We start from the raw sequence: 22,298 nt of genomic DNA, 5'->3' as shown, positions 1-22,298 counted from the left end.
GCCACGGGGAGGCCGAAGTGACACGCACACGAGCGACACGTCCACCCTCGACATCGACACCACCACCGGCCCCGGCTCCGCCGGTCCGTACGTACGGACGCGGCCGGCCCGCGCGGAGGCTCGCGGCGACCGCCGCCGTGCTGCTCGCCGGAGCGGTCCTGGCGACGGGGTGCGAACCGGTGGAGGTGACCGGCGGCACGAGCGCCTCGCCCGTACCCGTACCCGGATCGGCCACCGGGGCCGCCACCGCGCAGCCGTCCTCGTCGCCGCGGACTCCGACGCGGACTCCTTCGGCGGCCCGGACCTCCGACGACAAGCCGTCCGCTTCCTCCGCGCCGTCCGCCCCGGCCGCGAGCCACTCCGCCCCGGCGCCCTCGCCGTCCGCCCCGGCCCTGATGGGCATCGGCTCGGAGGGTGCGCGGGTGCGTGAACTCCAGGCCCGGCTGCGGCAGGCCGGGCACTTCGCCCGCAATCCCACCGGCTACTACGGCACCCTCACCGCGACGGCGGTGGAGGCCTTCCAGCGCGAGCGCGGCCTCGCGGTGACGGGCCGGACGGACTCCCTCACCTGGCAGCGGCTGCTGGCCGCCACGCGCACGCCCACCGCGTCCGAGCTCGACCCGCCGACCGAGCGTCCCGTGGCCGCTCCGGACCCGCGTTGCCTCAAGGGGAGGGTGCTCTGCATCAGCAAGGAGAGCCGGACCCTGGCGTGGATGATCGACGGCCGGGTGGTCTCGGTGATGGACGTGCGGTTCGGCTCGGAGTACACACCGACGCGTGAGGGTGTCTTCTCCGTCTACTGGAAGTCGCGCCACCACGTCTCCACGCTGTACGGCTCCGCGATGCCGTACGCGATGTTCTTCAGCGGCGGCCAAGCGGTGCACTACTCGGCCGACTTCGCGGCACGCGGCTACGGCGGGGCGTCCCACGGGTGCGTCAACGTCCGCGACGAGAAGAAGATCTCCGCCCTCTACGCGCAGGTGAAGGACGGCGACAAGGTGGTCATCTACCACTGACGGGCCATCAGTACGCGTCGCGCGCACGCGACGCACTCGGGCCCGGTACGACCCCACGGACCGAGGAAGAAGGGGCGAGGGAGGAAAGGGGCGCGGACGGGACCGGGGGAACGTGTCCCGCCCGCGCCGATGCGCGGAGCCGAAGGTACGGGGGGAACCCCGGCTCGATGCGCCGCCGATGACCAGTCGGCTCACTTCCTACTGCGTCAGCCATCCGAAAAACGTCACAGCTGCGGGCCGGATGTGACGGGACGCACACCAGCCACACGTCGGAGGAGCGGTCAGCCCTACCCGTGGGCGGCACGGCCGGGGGTCCAGGAACCGGGTTCGGCGGCCCCGTCGGATCCGTACTCGGCACCCTGCCCGCCGTACCCGCCCCGGTAGGCCCGCGCCTCCCGTGCGGCCTGCCCGGCCTGCCCGGCCCGCTCGGCCTGCCCAGTCCGCTCGGTCCGCCCGGCCTGCCCGGTTCGCTCGGGCCCGGGGCCGTGGCCGTGGCCCCGGCTGTTCGTGGCGTTCGTCCTCGCGCCTGCCGGCGTGGCCGTCTTCGGCGCCGACGAGGCCGGAGCCGCGGGCGGCGCTGCGGCGAGGGTGGTGGCGGCCGGACCGGTCGCGGGGGCGTTCCGCAGCGGGTAGGCGGACGACTGCCCCTGCCGGTCAGCGTCCTGGCCCCACTCGCCCTTGCCGTCACCGGCGTGGCCGGAGCCGTACCCGGTGCCGTCCGGGGCCGCCCCGTCCGGGCTGTCGCCCGCGACGGAGCCACCGGGGTACGCGGCCGTGATCCTTGCGCAGTACTCCGGAATGTTCTTCTCACCCCGGGCCAGTTCGGCGAGGCTGCGGCGCTCCCGCTCGTCCAGGTCTCCGTCCCGGTAGTCGTGGCAGTCCTCCACGGTCTCGGCGTACCTGCCGGACCCGAAGTCGCCCGAGCCGCCCGAGCCACCTGGGCCGCCGTACGTGCCCCGGTCCTGGGACCCGCCCCCGTCGCCGTGCCCACCGGCGTTGCTGCCCGAACCACCCTCCGCCCCCGTGCCGTTGCCGTCGTCCGGCCCGTCGGTGTCCGGCCCGCCGGTGTCCGGCCCGTCGGTGTCCGGGGCGGCGCCGCCGTCCGCGCCCGGGACGGTTCCGCCGGAGCCCGCGCCGGAGGGGGCGCCGGCCCCCGTCGGGGCGCCGGAAGGGGTGTGCGTCCCGGACGGGTCCAGGGTGGCGTCGTCCGGCGAGGCGGCCACCGACACGGTGCTCGCCGGGCCGTTTTCCGCGCCGCCGAACACCCCGGCCAGCGTGCCCGTACCGGCCGCCACCGCGACGCCGCCGAGCGCGCATCCCGCGAGCGAGGCCGCCAGGCCGATGCGTACCGGCCGGCCGAAGCGGGGCCGCTCCCGGCGGCGGGACGAGGAGGACGGCGTACCGAGCCGCACCGGGTCGAGCATGCCCCCGGCCGGGGCCGTACCGGCCTCCGGGACCGGCCCGACGGGCCGCCGGTGGCGCCCTGCCCCGGACGCCCCGCGCACCGGCCCCACCTGCCGGAAGGCAGCCAACGCCGCTTCCTCGCCAGGGAGTTCACCATCGACCGACGATTCCGGACGGGCCGCGCCGAGCACATCGGAGAGACTCCGTGCGGCGGAACGCGCCTGGCCTCCGGGAGGCACGACCGGTTCGCCGCGGAGCAGTCTCTCCGCCGCTTCCCTGTCGAGCCATTCGTCCCGGTCGTCGGCCATCACATGTCCTTCTGCGTCCACGGACGCGAATGCGTCACTCCGGGAACCACTCCCGCGGGCGCCGCCACACCACCTCGCCCGAGGCGCTGCGCGGGTACGGCGCCGAGTTCCGGACCGGGCCCGCCCAGACCCCCCGCACCGCACTCCGGCCCGTCGTTCATCGGCCCTCCAGGGACCGTACCGGCCCATTCCGCTTCCCGCTGCTCCCCTCCCAGCATCTCCGCCAGTCTCTTCAGCCCACGGTGCGCGGCGGTACGTACGGCACCGGGCCGCTTGCCCAGCGTCTGCGCGGCGCTCTTCGCGTCGAGGCCGACGACCACCCGCAGGACGACCGCTTCGGCCTGGTCCTGCGGGAGCCGGGCTATGAGCGCCATGGCCCGCTCGGTGCCGATGGCCTCGATGGCCTCCCCCGCGGTGTCCGAATCCGCCGGACGCCCCGTCAACTCCTCCTCGTCACCGCCGATCGCGGGCCTGCGCCCGCGCATCCGCAGATGGTCCAGGGAACGGTTGCGCGCGATCCGGGCGGCCCATCCCCGGAACCGGTCGGCGTCCCCGCTGAACCGGCTCAGATCGCGGGCGATCTGGAACCACGTCTCGGACGCCACGTCCTCCGCGTCCGCGTCCCCCACCAGCGTTCGTATGTACCCCAACAACCGTGGCTGCACGGCGCGGTACACAACACGGAAGGATTCCTCGCTCCCGCCCTGCGCCGCGAGCACCGCGGCGGTCAGCTCCGCGTCGTCCCCCAGCACTCCTCAACCGCCCTGCTGTCCCGAATCGCGGCTGGTCACCGCCGCTGCGCCACCCTGCGCGGTCAGCACGCTACGTGCTCGGCGGGTGTCGCGTCCATGGCTTGTACAAGTCGCAACAAACCGTCGGCAGGCCCCGGGTGTGACAGAAAACGCGACCACGGCGCTGAGTGGGGTACGGGGCCGCGCTGCGGCTTCGTGGAAGACGGCCGAGGCCTCTCCTGTGGGGGGTGGCGGCCCCGGCCGTCTTCCTGTCAGAAGTCGCTCTGCCCTGCGGTTGTCGGAGCCGGAGTCCGCCTCTGTGGCCAGCGGCGTGACCAACGCGCCAGCCTCGTTGCGGCTGGCCCCGATGGACGGCAGCGCCTCAAGGTGGGTGGGGCTCCTGGAGCGAGCAGTTGGCCGATGCGACCGACTCCGTGGATCCGTCAAGCATGGCCCGCATCAGGACGTCGTGGTCCATCACACGCCACGAAGCCATCCAGCCGAGCTTGCCATCGGCAACGGCCACGACGGTCACGTGGGTTGCGGCGCTCAGGCTGCCCCGCTCGAACTGCGCGTCCGCTGCGAGCCCCAGACGAGTGGGGATGTCGCTCGCACTGACCGCCTGACTCATGATCCGGACCGACCCCGTCGACCACTTCACATCCGCCGTTCGCGGCTGCATCGTCACGTCCTCTGGCACGTCCGTACCCTCGCAGGCCAGTCCGAAGAACGGGACCGCCGTGGCAGCCACGGGGGTACGGAACACCCGCTTCCCACCCCCGTGATCAGGCTGGCGACGTCTCAGCACGGGCAGGCAGACGATCACCCGACCAGGCACTCGGGTGCGGAATGCCCCGTGCTGCTCGGCCGGGACACCCGGCTGAAGGCCATCGGGTGGGTCGTCGGACGGGGCGCGGGTGGCGCGAAGCGCGCTGGACGGGTGGCGGGGCGCCCTTCGCGGTGGGCAGCCGCCAGGAGTGCGGTGATGGTGGCGGTCTCGGCGCCGGTGATCGTGGCGATCTGATCGGTGGTCAGCAGGAGCCTGTCGTGGAGGAGCGAGACGTCCTGGGTCGGCGTGAGGATGCGGCCGCTTCGGCGCGCGACGGATCGGGTGTGACGGTTCCAGGCCCAGGCGGTCGGGCAGGGCTCACTGACAATGGTGGTCCAGTTGGCGGCGACGAGGTCGAAGAGGTGGGACACGGCCACCTGGGCCTCTTCCGGGGCGAGGCGCGTTTCGGCGTAGGCGTAATAGGCCGGGCGGAGCAAGTCGTAGAAGGCGTAGAAGGCGTTGCTGAGCACTATGGGCGGGGTGGGCGGCATGGTCCGTCTCCTGCGGGTCAGGCGAAAGTCTGAGTGGAGAGGCTCGAGGATTCGGGGTTGCGTTCGCCGGGCGCCACCGTAGAGACGTTTACGGACAGGCTCAGAGGGGCGATGGGACGCTGCTGGGCCCTCGGCCAGGGAGGGATGCGCAGGTCTGGAAGCGCTTCGGTGACGGCAGGGGTATTACGGGACAGCCCCTACGCAGGTTCCGGGCACATCCGACGGCCGGAGCCGCGCACCCTGCGGCGGTGTACCGCGGAGGTTGACGGAAGTCCCGGCTGACTCCGGCTGACTCCAGCTGACACCGGCTGACTCCGGCTGACTCCGCGGTGCAGGAGATCGGGCGGGATCGAGCGGCGAGAAGCCGGTTTCCGTTGTGGCGCGGTGAGCGGAACGCATGTACAGGCCGCGCTCGGATGTCGGAGTCTGACAGGAGCGAAGCGCGCGGTCCGCACGAGTGACTCGGACGGAGTGGCCCCGGTGGCCGGTACGACGTGCGGAGAGGTAGTGCGTCCACAGGAGACGCTCGACGCAGGCGGTACCCACGACTTTGGGCGTATTCACTCAGGCGAGGGTGCGCACCGCTTCGCGGATCAGGTCGGCGACCGACTTCGGCCGGGAGATGGCCACCGCGTGCGAGGCCCCTTCGAGCTCGACGGTCGTGGCGCCGGCCCGCTGTGCGCCGAAGCGCTCCACCTCGGGGTTGATGGCCTGGTCGGCAGCGGCCACCAGCGCCCAGGAAGGCTTTGTGCGCCAGGCCGCCGTTGAGGCCTTTTCGGTGAACGCGGAGACGGCGAGCGGGCGTTGGGAGGCGGCCAGGACCTCTGTGACGGCCGGCGAGACGTCTGCGGCGAACACGGCAGGGAAGGCGTCCCGGCGGATGGTGACCTCGGCCGCCGCTCCACCGCCCTCGATCGGGTACATGCGCTCCTCCAGATGGGAGACCAGGAGCGATTCAGGGAAGCGGCCCTGGAGTTCACCCAGGCTTTCGCCCTCCTCCAGCACGTAGCCGGCCACGTAAACGAGGCCGACGACGCTCTCGGTGGCGCCGGCGACGGTGATCAGCGCACCTCCGTAGGAGTGCCCCACCAGCACGACGGGACCATCGATCTGCGCGGCGAAGGAGGCGATGTACGCGGCGTCGGAGGCCAAGCCCCGCAGAGGATTCGAGGGCGCCACGACGGGAATGCCGGCGCGCTGGAGTTCCTCGATGACCCCCATCCAGCTCGCGGCATCGGCGAACGCGCCGTGAACCAGGACGACCGTGGGCGTGGGGGCGGGCTTGGGCATGGCTGTGTTCTCTTCCTGTGGAGCAGGCGTGGGGTGCCGTGCGCGACGACGCGCGGACTGCTTGGGGAGATGGTTCGGATTGCCGACGGTCGGCGGCGCGGGTCGGTTGTCAGGCTTCCCGGCCCGAGGACTGCCATTCGCGGGGGGACACACCATAGGCCTGGCGAAATACTCGACTGAAATGCGAGCTGCTGACGAACCCCCAACTCTGCGCGACGGCCGCGACGGTCCTTCGGCGATTGAGAGACATCCGGAGTTCTCGACGGCAGGCATCGAGTCTCAGCTCCCGTATCAGAGAACTCACCGTGACGCCCTCTCCTTGGAACATTTTGTGCAGGTAGCGCACAGATATGTAGTGGGCTCGCGCGATGGATTCGGGCGACATCCCCGGATCCATCAGGTTCTCAACTATGTACGCCTTGATTCGGCCGAGTATTTGTTCGCGAACCAGTTCTTCGTCGGAATCATCGTCCTCGACCAGTTCACCCACGAGTGCCGCAATAAGATCCACCGCGTTGACAGCCAGCCGTCTATTGATTTCGGAATGGCGAAACTCCTCTCCGACGAGCGCGCCGAGGAACTGGGAGACCAGAGATGCAATCCCGGAGCCACCGCTGACATGGGTCTCGGCCAGTCGATGGAGGCTCCGACGGGAGACACCCAGGAAGTCGAAGGAGATACGGAAGACCGCGAAATCTTGGTCGAAGGGGAGTTCCCCGCGCGCACCGACCGCGACCACCAGGTCTCCGGAATCCAGCTCACGAGCGACGCCTCTGTGGAAAACCGTCTTCGATCTCTTGACGCAGAGCCCCACGTAGAGGCACTCCGTCTCGCCCGCGACCGCCGGCCAGGGAAGATCTCTGGGGTGCCCGAAGCCGGCATCTCCAGCCGGTTCCTTCTCTGACACGTACGCGTTTTTGAGCATGCCTGATATGACCGTCTCGGTCACGGTGAACTCCAGTCGTACCTACGAAGAACTGAGGAACGGGCGAAGCCGTGCGCGGGCCGCGATTCGGCCGCGGGGCCCGGCCGTCGCCGCACGGGCATCCGACGCCGCGCCACACCGACGCCGCGCGATCGGGCCCGATACGGGATGAAGAAGCGCCTACGGGGCTTCGGTCAGGAACTTGTCCACCACGGCGTTGAAGGCGGGCGGGTTCTCGAGGAACGGGAAGTGGGAACTCGCCACACTCACCGGGAAGATGTGGAGCCGCGCGTCGGGGACAGCGTCGGCGACGAACCGCTGCGAAGCGGGATCCACGTGGCTTCCGTCGCAGCCGATCACCAGGCTCGGTACGTCGATGCGGTGCAGTACGTCCCGCCAGTCCTGCGCACAGTGGTCGAAGAGGAGAGGCACGCCCGCGTGGGCGGGCGTAGACGTGATCTCCTGCGCCACGAAGGCGAGGATCTCCGGGTCGGTGTCACCGGAGAACATGCCGCGTACGAAGTCGTGACGCACCCGGTCCCCGTCCGGGCCTGCGAGTGCGGCACCGAGTTCGAGCAGTCCGGGGACGTCGAAGATCGCGCCGCAGTCGCGCTGTTCGTCCGGCGTCATCCACGGAACGGCGGCGACGGCCGCCGGCTGGTCCACGGCGATGAACCGGCGGATCCCACCGGTTCCGTACTGGTCGATGAAGCTCCACCACACGGAGACGCCCATCGACCAGCCGAGGGCGTCGAACCGTTCGAGCCCCAGATGCTCGACGAGCTCGCGGACGTCGCGAGCCAGTCGGGCGATGCGGTAGCCGTGGTGCGGCTTCTCGGACCGCCCGTGCCCCCGGAAGTCCACGGTGACGACGCGTCGCGACGGGGCGAGGCCCTCGTACTGGTACCGGAACATCTCCTGGGTCTGGCCCCAGCCGTGGAGCATGAGCAGCGGAGTGCCCTCGCCCCCGCTGTCCCGATATGACAGCCGCACGCCGTCGCTCGTCGTCATGTGTTGCACGTCCAGTGCCGCCCTTCTTCGAAGCGTCGCGCCGGGGCATCGCGGAAGGGACCTCCACGATGGGCGTCCTGATGTCCGGCAGGAGCGAAACACGCTGGTCAGCTCCCTGTGGTGACCATTGTCGGCGGGCGCAGCCCTTCACCGCCACCGCGCTCCGTAGGGATCGGCCGAGGAAAGTCACGTCACTCTGTAGCGCCCGCGTCGGTCTTTCATCGTTCTGTAGTGCCCCGCTCCCGGGCGGCGCGACCGTGCTCACGCACGCGCGTCGTCGTCCGGGGACGCGAGGAGGTCCTGGAGGCGCAGGCCCGTATGCAGGACGAGCCGGTCGGCTCCGCTGTCCAGATCGAGCCCAGTGATCTCCTGGATCTGCCGGAGCCGGTAGTAGAGGGAGGTGCGGTGAATCTGTAGTGCTTCCGCGGTCCGGGGAATCGATCCGGCATGATCGAGGAAGGTGCGCAGCGTCTCCACGAGCCGATCGCCGCCCGTGTGCCCGAGAAGGACGCGCAACGCCTTCGGCAGCAGGGACTCGTTGAGCGTGTGGTCCGGAAGCTGGAGCAGCACGGCGAACTCACCCAGTTCCTCCCAGTCCCCCGCGCCCTTCAGTCGTGGCAACCGCCGCGCCGCCCGGGCCGCTACGGCTGCCTGCTCGTAGGAGATCCATGCGTCAGCCAGTCCTGACTGACGCCCGCCCACGCCGATGACGGGGGCTGCGGCGGGGTCCAGAAAGGTGCCGAGCGCCTCCAGGATGCGGGCGGACTGGTCGGCGAGGTCCTGCGGATCCGTCGGGCGGTCGAACGCCTGGAGCAGGACCGCCCGCTCGGGGGCGACGGCCACGATGCCTTGACCCCACCGCGTCTGGCGGTACTTTTCGAGCGCTCCTTGCAGGGCGAGCTCCACCTGCCCGGGAGGCTCGGGGGAGCGGGACACCTGCACGAGGGTGACGACGGTCTCGGCGGTGTTCCGGAGCAGGCCGCTGTCCACGATCTTCTGCTGCGCGGTGGCGCGCGCCGTCGCGCCCCGGCCGAGGAGCGCCGGAAGCAGTTCCCGTTCGCCCGATTCCTCGGCGGTCGCAGCCAGGTGTTCCGCGTACATCTGGGCGGCCATGGCGGGGACGACTCGGGCGATGGCCTCGGTCGCGTGCTCCGGCAACGACCTGCCGGGTGCGACGACCATGAGCAGTCCGAGCAGGAGGCCGCGCTCGCGCAACGGCACGCAGTAGCGCGTGAGCAGCCCGAGATCGTCCCGGCCCTCGATGAAGCCGGGCGCGGTCCACTGGGCGACGCCCAGGTCGAGGATGTACCTGATGGGCTCATTGTCCGCGCGCCCCTGCAGGAGGCTGCGGATGCGTACCGGGTCCTCGTCGCCGAAGTGGCGGCTCGAACAGATCAGCCGGACCAGGGGATCGTCCAGGACGACGGACCGGCGCAGTTCTTCCGCGAGCTCGTCCACCTGCGCTTGCAGCGCTTCGCTGCCCCCGCGTGCCCGCTGGATCCGTTCCGACATGGCGTTCCTCCTGAGTACGCCCTCTTTCTACAAGGAGCGAAACCAGGAGATCAAATTTTCAACATTTTGCGGGTTGCCGCATGTGTCGAAAGGCGTAAATAAACCCTTTTGTATCGGTCTGTACGTGAGTGAAGCGCGGAGCTGCCGCCCGACCGGACGGCGCCGGAACGCCTGCGCCGGGCGATGTCGTCCTGGCGCGCCCGGGGGAACCGGGACGGGCCGCGGTCGTCCGCGAGGAGCAGCGCGACTGGGTGTGCGGCACGGGGTGCTTCCTGCTGCGTCCGGTCGCCGGGCTCGACGCCGACTACTTCGCCGCGTACCTGCGCGGCCAGGAGGCACGCGCATGGCTCGACACCCACTCGACGGGGAGCATGCAGATGAAGACCATCTCCCTCGATGTCCTCAAGGACCTGCCCGTGGTGGTGCCCGATTCGGCAACCCAGCAGGCGATCGCCGGGACGATGAGAATGCTGGACGAACACGAGCGCCTGTTGCTCGAACAGGTCGCTCTGACGCAGAACATCCGCAGCGAGGTGCTCGGCGGAGGCATCGTGCACGCGTCGTAGACCTGCGTGGTGGTGCGGTGAGCCTGTGCTCCTGGGAGCACCCGCCCGCCACTGCCAAAGCCGCTACCGTGAAGGCATGACCGCACTGCCTGACTGGATGCGCCCGCCCCGCGCGGAAGGCTGGTTCGCGGAGGACCTGGATCACCTCCCCGAGGCCCCGCGCCACACCGAGCTGATCGACGGAGTCCTCGTATTCATGATGTCGCCCCAGACCTCCTGGCATGGCCGCCTCATCACCGCCCTGACCACGACGCTCACGGCGCAGGCACCCACGGGTATCGAGGTGGAACGGGAGATGACGATCCGCCTGGACGCCCGGAACCGCCCCGAGCCGGACCTCTTGCTGACGGACCTTCCCTACGACCCGGGCCGCACCTGGTACGCACCGGAGAACGTGAGGCTCGTCGTGGAAGTGGTCTCCCCCGAGTCCGCCCACCGCGACCGTACGGTCAAGCTCCGCAAGTACGCGGAGGCCGGCATCCCGCACTACTGGCGCATCGAGCACGAGGACGGCGAACCAGCCGTCCACGTCTACGAACTCGACGGACCTACGGGCACCTACGCCCCCGCCGGTATCTTCCGGGGCTCACTCCAGCGCCCAGTGCCCTTCGGCATCAGCCTCGACCTCGACACGCTCACGCCCTCCCGGCGCAACTGACCGGGGCAACCGACCGGCGCAACTGACCGGAGCAACCCGGCCGCAGCGTACGGGACGCCGCGGCCGGGCCGGCGTCCTCACCCGTCCGGGTCCGGGACCCGCTCACCGGCAGGCCACCGCCGATTCGGCCGACCCCACGCTCCCTCACCCGCACCCCTCACGCCTGGTTGCGTGCCCGCCGTGACATGACCGCGCGCAGTACCCGGCGGCCCTCCGTCGAGTGGTCGAGGGCCCGCCGCAGTCCCGCGCCGCTGCCGGGCGAGCCGGCGGTCTCGGCGAGGATCTCCAGCAGCTCGCGCTGGCGGCGCAGTTCGCCCGCGACGAGCGGGCCCGCGTCGGCCTCGGCCCCGGCGGAGCCGATCCTCAGCAGTTCCAGGGTTTCCCGTTCGCCGCTCCCCGGCGCCCCGTCCGGACCCACCGCGTCCGCCGCGTCCGCCGCAGGGGTGTCCGTGTCCGGGGTGGACGGCCGGTCGGCCCGCCGGTGGATCTCCAGGGAGAGCAGGGAGCAGGCATCGGCCCAGACCCGCAGGGGACCGGCCTCGAAGGTCTCCGGGGCGGCGTCCAGCATCGCCCGGATGCGGGCGAGCGGTTCCCCGGGGCCGAACCCGGTGCCGGAACCGGGGCCGAACCCGGTGCCGGAACCGGGGCCGGACAGCGGGACCGAGCCGGCCGAGGGCCCCGGGGCTGCCGAGGGGGCCTGGGTGGGGATCACGGGGGCCGCCGGAGGGGCCAGAGCCGCGACGGTCTCGCGTGCGGCGGCGAGTCGGGCCGCCCACGCGGTGCCGTCCTCGCAGCTCGCCCAGAGCGGGCGCAGCGGTTCCGGGCCGTCGCCCTCCGGGGCCGGGGGCAGACAGCGGTCGAGGCAGGCGAGGCCGCTCGCGGCGAGTGCACGCGCGTCGGCGCGGGCGATGAGGTCCCACAGGTTCATGACGTACCCCCAGGTCTTCTGTGTCGCGTACAGCGCCGGACCGGCGTGAATACGTCACCCCACCCCGGCCGGAGAACGCGCGCCAGGGCGCCGTCGGAGGCGCCCCACCAGCCACAACAATCCCAGAAATCAGGAAAAATGGCTCCTGTTCGGCGCGATGTTGATGGAGGAAACCAGAAGCGGATCCCGGCGGCCGACCCGCCCCCCGGCCACCGGACGGCTTGATTCCGCACGCCTCCCCCACGCCTCCCGCACGCCTCCCGGAAGTCACCCCGAGATCTCTCGGAGACCTCCCGGAGCCACCGGGAGCTCCGGGAGGAGCAGCCTCACCCCCGCCCGTCGATCTTCCCTGCCAGCCCGGTGAACGCCGCCCAGCTCAGGGCGGGCTTCCCCGGCACCCAGAGCTTCTGCGCGGTGGCCTTCAGCGGCATCCGGATGCCCTCGGCCACCTGCGCCTGGGTCTGGGCGTTGGGGAAGTCGCCCCAGACGGCGAACCGGCCGCCCAGGATCTGGTCGGAGTACGTGGCCGGGACCGGCCGGGTGCCGCGCAGGACGAGCGGGGTCCACTGCTCGTAGATCCGCTTCCCGGTCGGGTAGACGAACTCGTTGGGCTCGCCGAGCACGTAGTAGAGGAACTCGTCGTTGAGGTTCACCACCGGGCGTCCTTCGCCCAGGTACGCCTCCGGTTCGCGGGCGCCGATCTCCTTGCCCGTCCAGTACTCGATCTCGATCCGCTTGTCCGCCTGTACGGTGCCGCCGCTGAAGAGGCCGTCGTTCCAGGCCTTCGTGGTCATCCCCTTCGGGCGGACCACGGCGGCGCGGTCGTTGAGCCAGCCGGTGGCGAGGTCCTCGATGGTGGCGCCGTCGCCGTACTTCTGCCGGGCGGCGGCCAGGAGTTGCGGGTACGAGGCGCCGGGGTCGGGGACCGTGAGCGCCTGGTACTCGTCGGCGCCCAGGTGCCAGAACTTCCCGCCGAAGAGGCCGGTGAACTCGTCGAGCAGTTCGTCGACCAGCTTCGCCGCTCCCGGCTTCGAGATGTCGAGGGACCCCTTGGACACCGCCCCGGAGACGCTGTGGAGCTGGAGGTCGGGGTGGGCCCGGAGTACGGCGCCGAGGTGTCCGGGCGAGTCGATCTCGGGGACCACCTCGATGTGCAGGCTCTTCGCCAGCGCGAGGATGTGCTTCACCTGGGCCTGGCTCAGGTGGTCCTGGGAGACCACCTCGGGATGCGAGCGGGACTCGATGCGGAACGCCTGGTCGTCGGAGAAGTGCAGGCCGAACTGGTTCATCTTGAGGTCCGCCATCTCGCGGAGCCGGTCCTCGATCCAGTCGACGCCGTACGGCTTGCGCGCGATGTCCAGGTTGAGGCCGCGCTGCGGTCGGTCGGGGCGGTCGTTGACGACGCCCTCGGGGAAGGTGCCGTCGGCGGCGACCGACTGTTTGAGGGTGCGGGTGCCCCAGAAGACGCCGGCCTCGTCGGGGCCGCTGATGGTCACCCGGCCGTCCCGCGCGGTGAGGGTGTACGACTCGGCGCCGGTCTTCGCTCCCTTGTCCAGGGAGAGCTCGACGTCACCCGAACGGGCGGCGGCCTCCCCCCTGTAGCGCAGCCGCAGCTCCTTGGCGAGCAGCCTGGCCTCGTCGGCGAGGGCGCCGCTGCCGTCGGCGACGACCACCGCCCCGGAAGAGGTGGGCTTCCAGCCGGGGCCGCGCGCGGCGGTGTGCTCGCGCACGGCCGGAATGGTGCGGGGCGCCGCGGAGAGGGCGTAGCTGCGGGTGGGTGACGGGGAGGGCGAGGAGGAACCGGCGGCGGGTGTCGACGCGTCGGGGAACGAGGGGGATATGGAGGACGCCGACGAGGCGGCGTCCCCGGTGGGCTCGGAGCCGCCGCCGTCACCCGAACCGCAGGAGACGAGAGCGAGCGCGGCAGCGGTGGTGAGGGCCGCTCCGGCGAGGGCACCGCGTGAGGGGGACATGGGGCGAAAACCTCCGGGGCGTGGGGGGGCGTGGAGGGCGGGTCACAGTGAACACAAGCGACACACAAGGCGTGAGAGGCATGAGGGATGTGTGGGGCCTACGGGATATATGGATGGCGAGGGGTCGGAGGCGTCCGAGGGCCCCGGAAACCTCGGGGGCCGTTGAGGTCTACGGCGAGGGCACACGCCGCAGAGATACGCGCACTGACGCGCCGAAACCTGCCACTGGCCCGCACTTAGCCCGATCGAGGGATGCAACGATCGGACGGGATGTCAGTCAAACGTTCCGAAACTCTCTCGTTCGGGTGGTTTCCTGGATTCCGCCGGACGGGTGTCCTCTGGTCTCGCTACCGTTGCGGCACATACGCCACTCCCTTCACTTTCGTCCCCCGTGCGACTTCGCTGCCCTTCCGGCCTTCCCTGCCTTCGCGGCCTTCCCGACCCCTCTCCAGGGTCCTGATGTTCATTCGTCCGAGGAGTTCACGCTGTCCAGGTCCAGCGAGCCCACCACCGGCGGCGTGCCGGAGCAGGTGCGGCCGACCGGCCGCCGGACGGCCCGTCCGGTCCGCGACCACGGCTCCGCACCCGCCCCACCGCCCAGGGGCCCACACCGCCAGGACCCGATGGACCAGGACGCGATGGACCAGGACCCATTCCTCCAGGGCCCCATGGCCCCGCACGGACTTACCCGGTTCAACACGGCTCCGTTCCCGGTGGCGGAGGCCGCCCTGCTGGAGTGCTGCGGCAGCACCCGCTGGGCGCACCGCGTGGCCTCGTACCGCCCGTATCCCGATCTGGACTCCTTGCTCGCCGCCTCCGACGAAGCGGGCTACGACCTGTCTCCCACGGATGTCACCGAGGCGCTCGCCGGCGAGACGGCACCCTCGCTGCGCGAGGACGCGCCCCACGCGGCGCGTCTGGCGTTGCAGGCGGCGCACGCCGCGTACGTGACCAAGTTCGATCACGCGTTCGTGCTCTGTCTGGACGGCCATCGGCCCTCCCACCACGTGGACCAGGTGCTCGCCGGGATCCGGGCCCGGCTGGCCCACGATCCGGACGAGGAACGCTCGGTCACCGCGGAGGAGATGCGGCGGCTCGCCCGGGAACGCATCATCGAGCTGGTGTCGGCGCCCTCTCCGGGCACGGCGGCGGACACGGTTCCGGGCCCGGAAACCCCTAGCCCGTCCGTGGCTGATCGATTGCCTCTTTGATCACAGCTGGGGCCCCGGCGCGAACGAACCGACAAAGCGTCGCTACCATGGCCGGGGCCGGTGGACCGTACCCGGCCGGGTCAGACCGACAGTCAAGCCGGCCGACCCCAATCCCCGCTCCCGGAGGGTTCTTCCGTGCCGGCTGGAACGCTGTACCGCGGCCGGGAAGGCATGTGGTCCTGGGTGGCTCATCGAGTCACCGGTGTCCTCATTTTCTTCTTCCTGTTCGTACACGTCCTGGACACCGCTCTCGTCCGTGTCTCCCCCGAGGCGTACGACGACGTCGTCAACACCTACAAGACCCCGATCGTCGCGCTCCTCGAGTACGGCCTGGTCGCCGCCATCCTGTTCCACGCGCTGAACGGTCTGCGGATCGTCGCCGTGGACTTCTGGTCCAAGGGCCCGCGCTTCCAGAAGCAGATGCTCTGGACCGTGCTGGGCATCTGGATCGTGCTGATGGTGGGGGCCCTGTACCCCGTCCTCGGTCACGCCGTACGTGAAATCTTCGGGAGCTGAGGCCAATGTCGACCGAGACCTCCTCCGCGATCGGTGACGTCGAAGGCGTGAGCCTGTACGACGTCGACCACCCGGCCCCGGTGATCGAGCCCCCGCGCAAGCGGACCGGCAAGACCCCCAAGTCGACGCGTGGCAACTTCGAGATGTACGCCTGGCTCTTCATGCGCCTGTCGGGCATCGTCCTGGTCGTCCTCGTCATCGGCCACCTGCTGATCCAGCTGGTGCTCGACGGCGGCGTCTCCAAGATCGGTTTCGCCTTCGTGGCGGGCCGCTGGGCTTCGCCGTTCTGGCAGGTCTGGGACCTGGCGATGCTCTGGCTCGCCATGCTCCACGGCTCCAACGGCCTCCGTACGGTCATCAATGACTACGCCGAACGGGCGAACACCCGCTTCTGGCTCAAGATGCTCCTGTACACCGCCACGGTCTTCACCGTCCTGCTGGGCACGCTGGTGATCTTCACCTTCGACCCGAACATCCGCTAGGCGCCGGGCCAGAGGGACCAGAGGAAATCATGCAGATCCACAAGTACGACACCGTCATCGTCGGTGCCGGCGGCGCCGGTATGCGCGCGGCCATCGAGTCCACGAAGCGCAGCCGGACCGCGGTACTGACGAAGCTCTACCCCACCCGCTCCCACACGGGCGCGGCGCAGGGCGGCATGGCCGCCGCGCTGGCGAACGTGGAGGAGGACAACTGGGAGTGGCACACCTTCGACACGATCAAGGGCGGCGACTACCTGGTCGACCAGGACGCCGCCGAGATCCTGGCGAAGGAGGCCATCGACGCGGTCCTCGACCTGGAGAAGATGGGCCTGCCGTTCAACCGCACGCCCGAGGGCCGTATCGACCAGCGCCGCTTCGGCGGGCACACCCGCAGCCACGGTGAGGCCCCCGTCCGCCGGTCCTGCTACGCCTCGGACCGTACGGGCCACATGATCCTCCAGACGCTGTACCAGAACTGCGTCAAGGAGGGGGTGGAGTTCTTCAACGAGTTCTACGTCCTGGACCTCCTGCTCCAGGAGGACCCCGAGACCGGTGTGAAGAAGTCCGCCGGCGTCGTGGCGTACGAGCTCTCCACGGGCGAGATCCACGTCTTCCAGGCGAAGGCGATCATCTTCGCCTCCGGCGGCACCGGCAAGTTCTTCAAGGTGACGTCGAACGCGCACACCCTGACCGGTGACGGCCAGGCCGCCGCGTGGCGCCGCGGGCTCCCGCTGGAGGACATGGAGTTCTTCCAGTTCCACCCGACGGGCATCTGGCGCATGGGCATCCTGCTGACGGAGGGCGCCCGCGGTGAGGGCGGCATCCTCCGCAACAAGGACGGCGAGCGCTTCATGGAGAAGTACGCGCCGGTCATGAAGGACCTCGCGTCCCGTGACGTCGTGTCCCGCTCCATCTACACGGAGATCCGTGAGGGCCGCGGCTGCGGTCCCGAGGGCGACCACGTCTACCTCGACCTCACGCACCTCCCGCCGGAGCAGCTGGACGCGAAGCTCCCGGACATCACGGAGTTCGCGCGGACGTACCTCGGTATCGAGCCCTACACGGACCCGATCCCGATCCAGCCGACCGCGCACTACGCCATGGGCGGCATCCCGACCAACGTCATGGGCGAGGTGCTCGCGGACAACACCACCGTCGTCCCCGGCCTGTACGCCGCGGGCGAGGTCGCGTGCGTGTCCGTGCACGGTGCCAACCGTCTGGGCACCAACTCGCTGCTCGACATCAACGTCTTCGGACGCCGCTCGGGCATCGCCGCCGCCGAGTACTCCGCGGAGAACGACTTCGTCGAGCTTCCCGAGAACCCGGCGCAGATGGTCGTGGACCAGGTCGAGCGCCTGCGGAACTCCACCGGCACCGAGCGCGTCTCGGCGATCCGCCTGGAGCTCCAGGAGTGCATGGACGCCAACGTGATGGTGTTCCGCACCGAGCAGACGATCAAGACGGCCGTCGACAAGATCGCCGAGCTGCGCAAGCGCTACCTGAACGTGTCCATCCAGGACAAGGGCAAGCGGTTCAACACGGACCTGCTGGAGGCCGTCGAGCTGGGCAACCTGCTCGAACTGGCCGAGGTCATGGCGACGTCCGCGCTGGCCCGCAAGGAGTCCCGCGGCGGTCACTACCGCGAGGACTTCCCGAACCGCGACGACGTCAACTTCATGCGCCACACCATGGCGTACCGCGAGGTCGCGGCCGACGGCACCGAGTCGATCCGGCTCGACTACAAGCCGGTCGTCCAGACCCGCTACCAGCCGATGGAGCGTAAGTACTGATGGCTACCCCGACCCTGGAGAAGACGAGCGCCCCCGAGCCCGGCTTCGCCGACACCCCGTACATCACGGCCACGATCCGGATCCGCCGCTTCAACCCGGAGGTCTCCGACGAAGCGGTCTGGCAGGACTTCCAGATCGAGATCGACCCGAAGGAGCGTGTCCTCGACGCCCTTCACAAGATCAAGTGGGAGCTGGACGGCACTCTGACGTTCCGCCGTTCCTGCGCGCACGGCATCTGCGGCTCCGACGCGATGCGGATCAACGGCAAGAACAGGCTCGCCTGCAAGACGCTGATCAAGGACATCAACCCGGAGAAGCCGATCACGGTCGAGGCCATCAAGGGCCTCACGGTCCTCAAGGACCTCGTGGTCGACATGGACCCGTTCTTCCAGGCGTACCGGGACGTCATGCCGTTCCTGGTCACCAAGGGGAACGAGCCGACCCGCGAGCGTCTGCAGTCCGCCGAGGACCGCGAGCGCTTCGACGACACCACCAAGTGCATCCTGTGCGCCGCGTGCACGTCCTCGTGCCCGGTGTTCTGGAACGACGGCCAGTACTTCGGCCCGGCGGCGATCGTCAACGCGCACCGCTTCATCTTCGACTCGCGCGACGAGGCCGGCGAGCAGCGGCTGGAGATCCTCAACGACCGTGACGGCGTGTGGCGTTGCCGCACGACCTTCAACTGCACGGACGCCTGCCCGCGTGGCATCGAGGTCACCAAGGCCATCCAGGAAGTGAAGCGCGCGCTGATCACGCGTCGCTTCTGATCCGGCCGGCCCGACGGGAGGCCCCGCCCACCGCACGCGAACGCGTCGGTGGGCGGGGCCTCTTGCTGCGCCCGCCGGGGCAGAACGGTACGGTCGGGTGCCCCCGGTACCGCACCGGGTCGCCCGAACGAAACGGGGAACGTGGTGAGCGAGCCGAATCCGTACGCGGACGACGCCTACAAGTGGGGTTCGCCCCAGCAGCCGGTCAACCCGCCCACGGTGGCGGACGGTCAGGGGTACGGCTACCCGGCGGGCGGCCCGCCGGCGTACGGCTACCCGCAGCAGCTGCCCGGCCCGGCGGCCCCGCAGGGTCCGGGGTACGGCTACCCGGGGCCGGGGCAGCAGCCGGGGCAGGGCGGCAACTTCCCCGTGCCGCACCAGGGTTACCCGGGTGCGCCGATGCTCAGCATCGGCGACATCACCGTCATGAACGACTCGGTCATCACCCCGTCCGGGACGATGCCCCTCAAGGGCGCGGTGTGGACGGCGACGGACATGTCGCGGACGGAGGAGAAGATCCCGCCGGTGGCGATCGTGCTGGCGATCGTGTTCGCGCTGCTCTGCCTGGTGGGCCTGCTCTTCCTCCTGATGAAGGAGAAGAAGACCACCGGGTTCGTCCAGGTGACGGTGGTGAGCGGCGGGCGGCACCACTCGACGATGATCCCGGCGATGAACCCGAACACGTTCCCCATGGTCATGGCGCAGGTCAACACCGCGCGTTCGATGAGCGTCTGAGCGGCTTCCGTTCCCGCGTGCCCCGTTCCCGGAACGCTCCTCAGGGGCGGGGCGTACGCGGCGTCGGGCCGCCCTCGGCGGCCAGCAGGACGCGCCGCAGCAGGGAGTTGAGCAGGACGCGTTCGTCCGCGTCCAGGGCGTCGATCAGCCGGGTCTCCTCGTGGCCGAGGTAGTCCATGGTGCCCCTCCAGGTGGCCCGCCCGGCCGGGGTGAGTTCCACGACGACCCGGCGCCGGTCGGTGGTGGAGGGGGTGCGGCGCACATAGCCGCGGCCCTCCAGCACGTCGAGCCGCCCGGTGACCGAGGCGGGCGCCAGGTCGAGCGCGGCGGCCAGCTCGGACGGGGCTGCGGCGCCCCCGCGCCCGGCCAGCTCGTGAAGGGTCTCGAACTCCGGGCGGTCCAGGTCGGCGTCGGTGAGCGACTGCTCCCGCACCCGGCGCAGATGTGCCGTGATCTTCTGCATCCGGGTCACCGCGCCCTCGACGTGGGCATCGAGTCCGGGAAGCACCGGCTTCCACCGCTCTATGTGACTGTCGACCCGGTCGCGTGGCTGCATGGCGGAATGGTACGCCCGCGGGAACCCGCTCCCGGAGCCGCCCAGTTCTTACGAGAACCTGTATTTCGGAGGCGAATCTTTCGGTTCCGAACTATGGTGCGCCCATGCCTTCCCACCCCTTACGCACACGCTCCTTCGCGCTGCTCTTCGCCGGACAGACCCTCTCGCTCGCCGGCGACGCGGCCGTACCGGTCGCCCTCACCCTCGCCGTCTGGGCGGCGACCGGATCGAGTGGCGCGCTCGCCCTCGTCCTGACCTGCGCGCTGGTCCCCAAGATGCTGCTGCTGCCCCTGGGCGGGGTGGCCGGCGACCGGTTCGACCCGAGGACCGTCGCACTGGCCACCAACGTCGTACGGGCGGCGGGCCAGGCCTTCGTCGGCCTGGAACTCCTGGGCGGGCACCCGCACCTGTGGCAGATCGCCGCCGCCGAGGCAGTGGGGGGCGCCGCCGGAGCCTTCGCGATGCCCACCACCTCCCCGCTGGTCCGCGGCACGGTGGACGAGTCCCAGCTCCTGCGCGCCAACGCGTTGATCGCCTCGGCGAACGGCGCCGTACGCCTCGGCGGGCCGGCCATCGGCGGCACACTGGTCCTCACCGCCGGGCCCGGCTGGGCGTTCCTGCTCGACGGCGCGAGCTTCGCCGTGTGCGCCGCGCTGCTGGCGGCGATCCGGGTGCGGCGCGTCCGGGTCCCGCGCTCCTCGATCGTCCGGGATCTCAAGGAGGGCTGGAGCGAGGTCCGCTCACGGGACTGGTACGCGTCCACGCTGGTGGCGCACGGGGTCTGGAACGGCGCCGCCGCCACACTGGCCACCCTCGGCCCCTCGATGGTCATCGGCGAACCGGGCGGCCGGGGGGCGTGGGTCGCCCTGATGCAGACCGGCGCGGTGGGCCTGCTCGCGGGCTCGCTGCTGGCCGGCCGGGCACGGCCACGGCGTCCGCTGCTGGCCTCCACCCTCGGCCTCGCTACGTACGCCCTGCCGCTGGCGCTGCTCGCCACCTCGGCCCCCTCCTGGGCGACCGTCACCTCGTACGGGCTCGCCCTCGCCGGCCTCGGTTTCCTCGGCCCGGTCTGGGACACCTCGGTGATGACGGCGGTCCCGGAGCAGGTACTGGCCCGGGTGACCTCGTACGACTGGCTGATCTCGATCGCCGCCATGCCCCTGGGGTACACCCTCGCTCCGCTGGCAGCCTCCGTCACGGGGCCCGGACTCCCGCTCGGGGTGGCCGCCGCGGCGGTACTGACGGTCTGCCTGGCCACGGCGGCACGGCCGAGTGTCCGGCACTTCACGGCCACCCCGACGAGCACGCCCGCCGCCTCCCCGGGCACACCGGAAACCGCGCCGGAGGCCACATCGGGAGCCGGTGGGGGCACCGGTGCCCCCACCGGACGGGCAGGCGGCCCGGACCCCGTCTTGAACATGTTCAAGAACAGGTCTACAGTCCACGACAAGAGCTTTTGAACACGTTCAAGGGGGGCTGGGGCGTGGACCTCACCGTGGTCGCGTACGTCATCTATCTGGTCATCAGCGTGGCGCTCACCGTCTGGGTGGCGCGCACACTGAGCCGCAACGGCCGCATCTTCATCGCGGACGTCCTGCGGGGGAACGAGAAGCTCGCCGATGCCGTGAACCACCTGCTGGTGGTCGGGTTCTACCTGGTGAACCTGGGCTTCGTGACGCTCTATCTGCGCAGCACCGACGACATCGCGGACGCCCGGGAGCTCTTCGACGCGCTGTCGCCGAAGATCGGCGTCGTCCTGCTGGTGCTCGGCGCCATGCACCTGGGCAACGTCTTCGTCCTGAACAGGATGCGCCGCCGGGGCCTGATGGAGCGCGAGCAGACCCCGCCGGTACCGCCGCAGGGTTGGACCGGGCCGCAGGGCCCGTGGGCGGCACCCGCCGCGGGGAGGTGACCGGGATGCCCGGCGAGGAAGCGGACGCGGCCTCGGGGGCGCCGGGCGAGGGGGTGCCCGCCACGGGGGCGGGCACCCCGCCCGCGCGGCTCGCGGTCCACCGGCTCACCGTGCTGTACGACGCGCAGTGCTCGCTCTGCGTCCACGTGCGCCACTGGCTGCGGGGGCAGCGGCAGCTCGTGCCGCTGGAGCTGGTGCCCGCCGCGTCCGAGGAGGCCCGTCGGCGCTTCCCGCAGCTGGACCACGCGGCGACGCTGGAGGAGATCACGGTCGTCGGCGACCAGGGGCAGGTGTACCTGGGGGCGGCAGCGTGGGTCGTCTGCCTCTGGGCGCTCGCGGAGCACCGGCCGAAGGCGCACTGGCTCAGCAGCCCGGCGGCCGTGCCGTTCGCCCGGGGGGCCGTACTGGCCGCCGCGAAGTACCGGTCGATGACGGCCGCATCCTGTGGTCCGGGCCGCGCCTGCGCGGTCCCGGCGCCGGAAACGGGCGGATAGCCTTGGGGCCGTGGCGAAGGACGAGAAGGACGAGGCAGACGCGAGGGACGGGCGAGGCGCGGCGGACGGCCGGACGCCGGACAGCCGGACCCCGGGCGGCCGGGTGACCGGCGGACGCGCGGTACGGAAGACGGCGGCGCCCCGGGAGACCGGGACGACCGCCGCCGACTCCCCCGCTGACCCCGCCGGCCCC

Annotated in this window: 23 protein-coding genes; 12 read left to right on the top strand and 11 right to left on the bottom strand. The window is 70.9% G+C overall.

The window, feature by feature from the left end:
- Positions 1 to 17: 17 nt before the first annotated feature.
- Positions 18 to 1,016, top strand: coding sequence for a peptidoglycan-binding protein (locus ACFZAX_RS09655; protein ID WP_390960421.1), 999 nt, complete (start codon positions 18 to 20; stop codon positions 1,014 to 1,016).
- Positions 1,017 to 1,303: 287 nt separating this feature from the next.
- On the opposite strand, the gene ACFZAX_RS09650 is transcribed toward ACFZAX_RS09655, so the two are convergent.
- The 8 genes from ACFZAX_RS09650 to ACFZAX_RS09615 all read right to left on the bottom strand — a co-directional run bounded on the left by ACFZAX_RS09650 (position 1,304) and on the right by ACFZAX_RS09615 (position 9,517).
- Positions 1,304 to 2,728: a hypothetical protein gene (locus ACFZAX_RS09650; protein ID WP_390960420.1), complete on the bottom strand. Its 1,425-nt coding sequence runs from the start codon at positions 2,726 to 2,728 to the stop codon at positions 1,304 to 1,306.
- Complete coding sequence (locus ACFZAX_RS09645; protein ID WP_390960419.1) at positions 2,728 to 3,480, bottom strand: sigma-70 family RNA polymerase sigma factor; 753 nt, start codon at positions 3,478 to 3,480, stop codon at positions 2,728 to 2,730. The genes ACFZAX_RS09650 and ACFZAX_RS09645 overlap by 1 nt, the downstream gene beginning before the upstream one ends.
- 361 nt (positions 3,481 to 3,841) lie before the next feature.
- Entirely contained in the window at positions 3,842 to 4,210 is a 369-nt protein-coding gene (locus tag ACFZAX_RS09640; RefSeq protein WP_390960418.1) for a hypothetical protein, read from the bottom strand.
- 71 nt (positions 4,211 to 4,281) lie between these two features.
- Positions 4,282 to 4,779 carry a hypothetical protein gene (locus tag ACFZAX_RS09635; RefSeq protein WP_390960417.1) on the bottom strand — a complete coding sequence of 166 codons (498 nt, stop codon included), beginning with the start codon at positions 4,777 to 4,779 and terminating at the stop codon, positions 4,282 to 4,284.
- Between the two features lie 564 nt (positions 4,780 to 5,343).
- Positions 5,344 to 6,069, bottom strand: a complete 726-nt coding sequence (locus ACFZAX_RS09630; RefSeq protein WP_390960416.1) for an alpha/beta fold hydrolase — start codon at positions 6,067 to 6,069, stop codon at positions 5,344 to 5,346.
- Between the two features lie 109 nt (positions 6,070 to 6,178).
- On the bottom strand, positions 6,179 to 7,018 hold the full coding sequence (locus ACFZAX_RS09625; protein WP_390960415.1) for a helix-turn-helix domain-containing protein: 840 nt from the start codon (positions 7,016 to 7,018) through the stop codon (positions 6,179 to 6,181).
- Between the two features lie 156 nt (positions 7,019 to 7,174).
- The gene (locus tag ACFZAX_RS09620; RefSeq protein WP_390960414.1) at positions 7,175 to 8,005 is read right to left on the bottom strand and encodes an alpha/beta fold hydrolase; all 831 of its coding nucleotides are present in this window, start codon (positions 8,003 to 8,005) and stop codon (positions 7,175 to 7,177) included.
- A gap of 261 nt (positions 8,006 to 8,266) precedes the next feature.
- On the bottom strand, positions 8,267 to 9,517 hold the full coding sequence (locus tag ACFZAX_RS09615) for a helix-turn-helix domain-containing protein (RefSeq protein ID WP_390960413.1): 1,251 nt from the start codon (positions 9,515 to 9,517) through the stop codon (positions 8,267 to 8,269).
- A gap of 128 nt (positions 9,518 to 9,645) precedes the next feature.
- Here ACFZAX_RS09615 and ACFZAX_RS09610 point away from each other — a divergent pair, with 128 nt between their 5' ends.
- Both ACFZAX_RS09610 and ACFZAX_RS09605 read left to right on the top strand, forming a co-directional pair.
- Positions 9,646 to 10,083 (top strand): restriction endonuclease subunit S, encoded by a 438-nt coding sequence (locus ACFZAX_RS09610; protein WP_390960412.1) that lies wholly within the window; start codon positions 9,646 to 9,648, stop codon positions 10,081 to 10,083.
- Positions 10,084 to 10,159: 76 nt separating this feature from the next.
- On the top strand, positions 10,160 to 10,741 hold the full coding sequence (locus tag ACFZAX_RS09605) for a Uma2 family endonuclease (RefSeq protein WP_390960411.1): 582 nt from the start codon (positions 10,160 to 10,162) through the stop codon (positions 10,739 to 10,741).
- Positions 10,742 to 10,898: 157 nt separating this feature from the next.
- Here ACFZAX_RS09605 and ACFZAX_RS09600 read toward each other — a convergent pair whose 3' ends face one another.
- Together ACFZAX_RS09600 and ACFZAX_RS09595 are read right to left on the bottom strand one after the other, a co-directional pair.
- Entirely contained in the window at positions 10,899 to 11,669 is a 771-nt protein-coding gene (locus ACFZAX_RS09600; RefSeq protein WP_390960410.1) for a hypothetical protein, read from the bottom strand.
- 326 nt (positions 11,670 to 11,995) lie between these two features.
- Complete coding sequence (locus tag ACFZAX_RS09595) at positions 11,996 to 13,642, bottom strand: family 20 glycosylhydrolase (RefSeq protein ID WP_390960409.1); 1,647 nt, start codon at positions 13,640 to 13,642, stop codon at positions 11,996 to 11,998.
- Between the two features lie 638 nt (positions 13,643 to 14,280).
- Here ACFZAX_RS09595 and ACFZAX_RS09590 point away from each other — a divergent pair.
- The 6 genes from ACFZAX_RS09590 (at position 14,281) to ACFZAX_RS09565 (ending at position 19,143) form a co-directional block, all read left to right on the top strand.
- A complete protein-coding gene (locus ACFZAX_RS09590; RefSeq protein ID WP_390960408.1) occupies positions 14,281 to 14,853 on the top strand; it encodes a 2-oxo-4-hydroxy-4-carboxy-5-ureidoimidazoline decarboxylase in 573 nt (190 codons plus the stop codon).
- Positions 14,854 to 14,988: 135 nt separating this feature from the next.
- Positions 14,989 to 15,369 carry a succinate dehydrogenase, cytochrome b556 subunit gene (gene sdhC, locus ACFZAX_RS09585; protein ID WP_327177610.1) on the top strand — a complete coding sequence of 127 codons (381 nt, stop codon included), beginning with the start codon at positions 14,989 to 14,991 and terminating at the stop codon, positions 15,367 to 15,369.
- 5 nt (positions 15,370 to 15,374) lie between these two features.
- Positions 15,375 to 15,851, top strand: a complete 477-nt coding sequence (locus tag ACFZAX_RS09580; RefSeq protein ID WP_327177609.1) for a succinate dehydrogenase hydrophobic membrane anchor subunit — start codon at positions 15,375 to 15,377, stop codon at positions 15,849 to 15,851.
- Positions 15,852 to 15,880: 29 nt separating this feature from the next.
- Positions 15,881 to 17,641 (top strand): succinate dehydrogenase flavoprotein subunit, encoded by a 1,761-nt coding sequence (sdhA, locus tag ACFZAX_RS09575; protein ID WP_390960407.1) that lies wholly within the window; start codon positions 15,881 to 15,883, stop codon positions 17,639 to 17,641.
- Complete coding sequence (locus ACFZAX_RS09570; RefSeq protein ID WP_390960406.1) at positions 17,641 to 18,408, top strand: succinate dehydrogenase iron-sulfur subunit; 768 nt, start codon at positions 17,641 to 17,643, stop codon at positions 18,406 to 18,408. Before sdhA ends, ACFZAX_RS09570 begins: the two co-directional genes overlap by 1 nt.
- A 144-nt stretch (positions 18,409 to 18,552) precedes the next feature.
- The gene (locus ACFZAX_RS09565) at positions 18,553 to 19,143 is read left to right on the top strand and encodes a hypothetical protein (RefSeq protein ID WP_390960405.1); all 591 of its coding nucleotides are present in this window, start codon (positions 18,553 to 18,555) and stop codon (positions 19,141 to 19,143) included.
- Between the two features lie 40 nt (positions 19,144 to 19,183).
- Here ACFZAX_RS09565 and ACFZAX_RS09560 read toward each other — a convergent pair whose 3' ends face one another.
- Entirely contained in the window at positions 19,184 to 19,699 is a 516-nt protein-coding gene (locus ACFZAX_RS09560) for a MarR family transcriptional regulator (protein WP_390960404.1), read from the bottom strand.
- Between the two features lie 104 nt (positions 19,700 to 19,803).
- On the opposite strand from ACFZAX_RS09560, the gene ACFZAX_RS09555 reads away from it, so the two are divergent.
- The 3 genes from ACFZAX_RS09555 to ACFZAX_RS09545 are packed head-to-tail and all read left to right on the top strand — an operon-like array spanning position 19,804 to position 22,105.
- A complete protein-coding gene (locus tag ACFZAX_RS09555; RefSeq protein WP_390960403.1) occupies positions 19,804 to 21,159 on the top strand; it encodes an MFS transporter in 1,356 nt (451 codons plus the stop codon).
- Positions 21,160 to 21,182: 23 nt separating this feature from the next.
- Positions 21,183 to 21,611 carry a hypothetical protein gene (locus ACFZAX_RS09550; RefSeq protein ID WP_390960402.1) on the top strand — a complete coding sequence of 143 codons (429 nt, stop codon included), beginning with the start codon at positions 21,183 to 21,185 and terminating at the stop codon, positions 21,609 to 21,611.
- Positions 21,612 to 21,616: 5 nt separating this feature from the next.
- Complete coding sequence (locus ACFZAX_RS09545) at positions 21,617 to 22,105, top strand: DCC1-like thiol-disulfide oxidoreductase family protein (RefSeq protein ID WP_390960401.1); 489 nt, start codon at positions 21,617 to 21,619, stop codon at positions 22,103 to 22,105.
- Positions 22,106 to 22,298 lie beyond the last annotated feature (193 nt).

This window comes from Streptomyces sp. NPDC008125, from assembly GCF_042957125.1.
In the GTDB taxonomy this organism is placed as follows: domain Bacteria; phylum Actinomycetota; class Actinomycetes; order Streptomycetales; family Streptomycetaceae; genus Streptomyces.
Note: the sequence above shows the minus strand (reverse complement) of the source record. Positions and strands in the feature narration are given on the sequence as shown.

Bases quoted from the DNA above. Each gene is read 5' to 3' on its own strand.
- ACFZAX_RS09580 (WP_327177609.1), top strand. From the start codon at position 15,375: ATGTCGACCGAGACCTCCTCCGCGATCGGTGACGTCGAAGGCGTGAGC.
- ACFZAX_RS09555 (WP_390960403.1), top strand. From the start codon at position 19,804: ATGCCTTCCCACCCCTTACGCACACGCTCCTTCGCGCTGCTCTTCGCC.
- ACFZAX_RS09650 (WP_390960420.1), bottom strand. From the start codon at position 2,728: ATGGCCGACGACCGGGACGAATGGCTCGACAGGGAAGCGGCGGAGAGA.
- ACFZAX_RS09590 (WP_390960408.1), top strand. From the start codon at position 14,281: ATGGACCAGGACCCATTCCTCCAGGGCCCCATGGCCCCGCACGGACTT.
- ACFZAX_RS09560 (WP_390960404.1), bottom strand. From the start codon at position 19,699: ATGCAGCCACGCGACCGGGTCGACAGTCACATAGAGCGGTGGAAGCCG.
- ACFZAX_RS09615 (WP_390960413.1), bottom strand. From the start codon at position 9,517: ATGTCGGAACGGATCCAGCGGGCACGCGGGGGCAGCGAAGCGCTGCAA.
- ACFZAX_RS09595 (WP_390960409.1), bottom strand. From the start codon at position 13,642: ATGTCCCCCTCACGCGGTGCCCTCGCCGGAGCGGCCCTCACCACCGCT.
- ACFZAX_RS09630 (WP_390960416.1), bottom strand. From the start codon at position 6,069: ATGCCCAAGCCCGCCCCCACGCCCACGGTCGTCCTGGTTCACGGCGCG.
- sdhA (WP_390960407.1), top strand. From the start codon at position 15,881: ATGCAGATCCACAAGTACGACACCGTCATCGTCGGTGCCGGCGGCGCC.
- ACFZAX_RS09570 (WP_390960406.1), top strand. From the start codon at position 17,641: ATGGCTACCCCGACCCTGGAGAAGACGAGCGCCCCCGAGCCCGGCTTC.
- ACFZAX_RS09620 (WP_390960414.1), bottom strand. From the start codon at position 8,005: ATGACGACGAGCGACGGCGTGCGGCTGTCATATCGGGACAGCGGGGGC.
- ACFZAX_RS09635 (WP_390960417.1), bottom strand. From the start codon at position 4,779: ATGCCGCCCACCCCGCCCATAGTGCTCAGCAACGCCTTCTACGCCTTC.
- ACFZAX_RS09545 (WP_390960401.1), top strand. From the start codon at position 21,617: ATGCCCGGCGAGGAAGCGGACGCGGCCTCGGGGGCGCCGGGCGAGGGG.
- ACFZAX_RS09600 (WP_390960410.1), bottom strand. From the start codon at position 11,669: ATGAACCTGTGGGACCTCATCGCCCGCGCCGACGCGCGTGCACTCGCC.
- ACFZAX_RS09605 (WP_390960411.1), top strand. From the start codon at position 10,160: ATGACCGCACTGCCTGACTGGATGCGCCCGCCCCGCGCGGAAGGCTGG.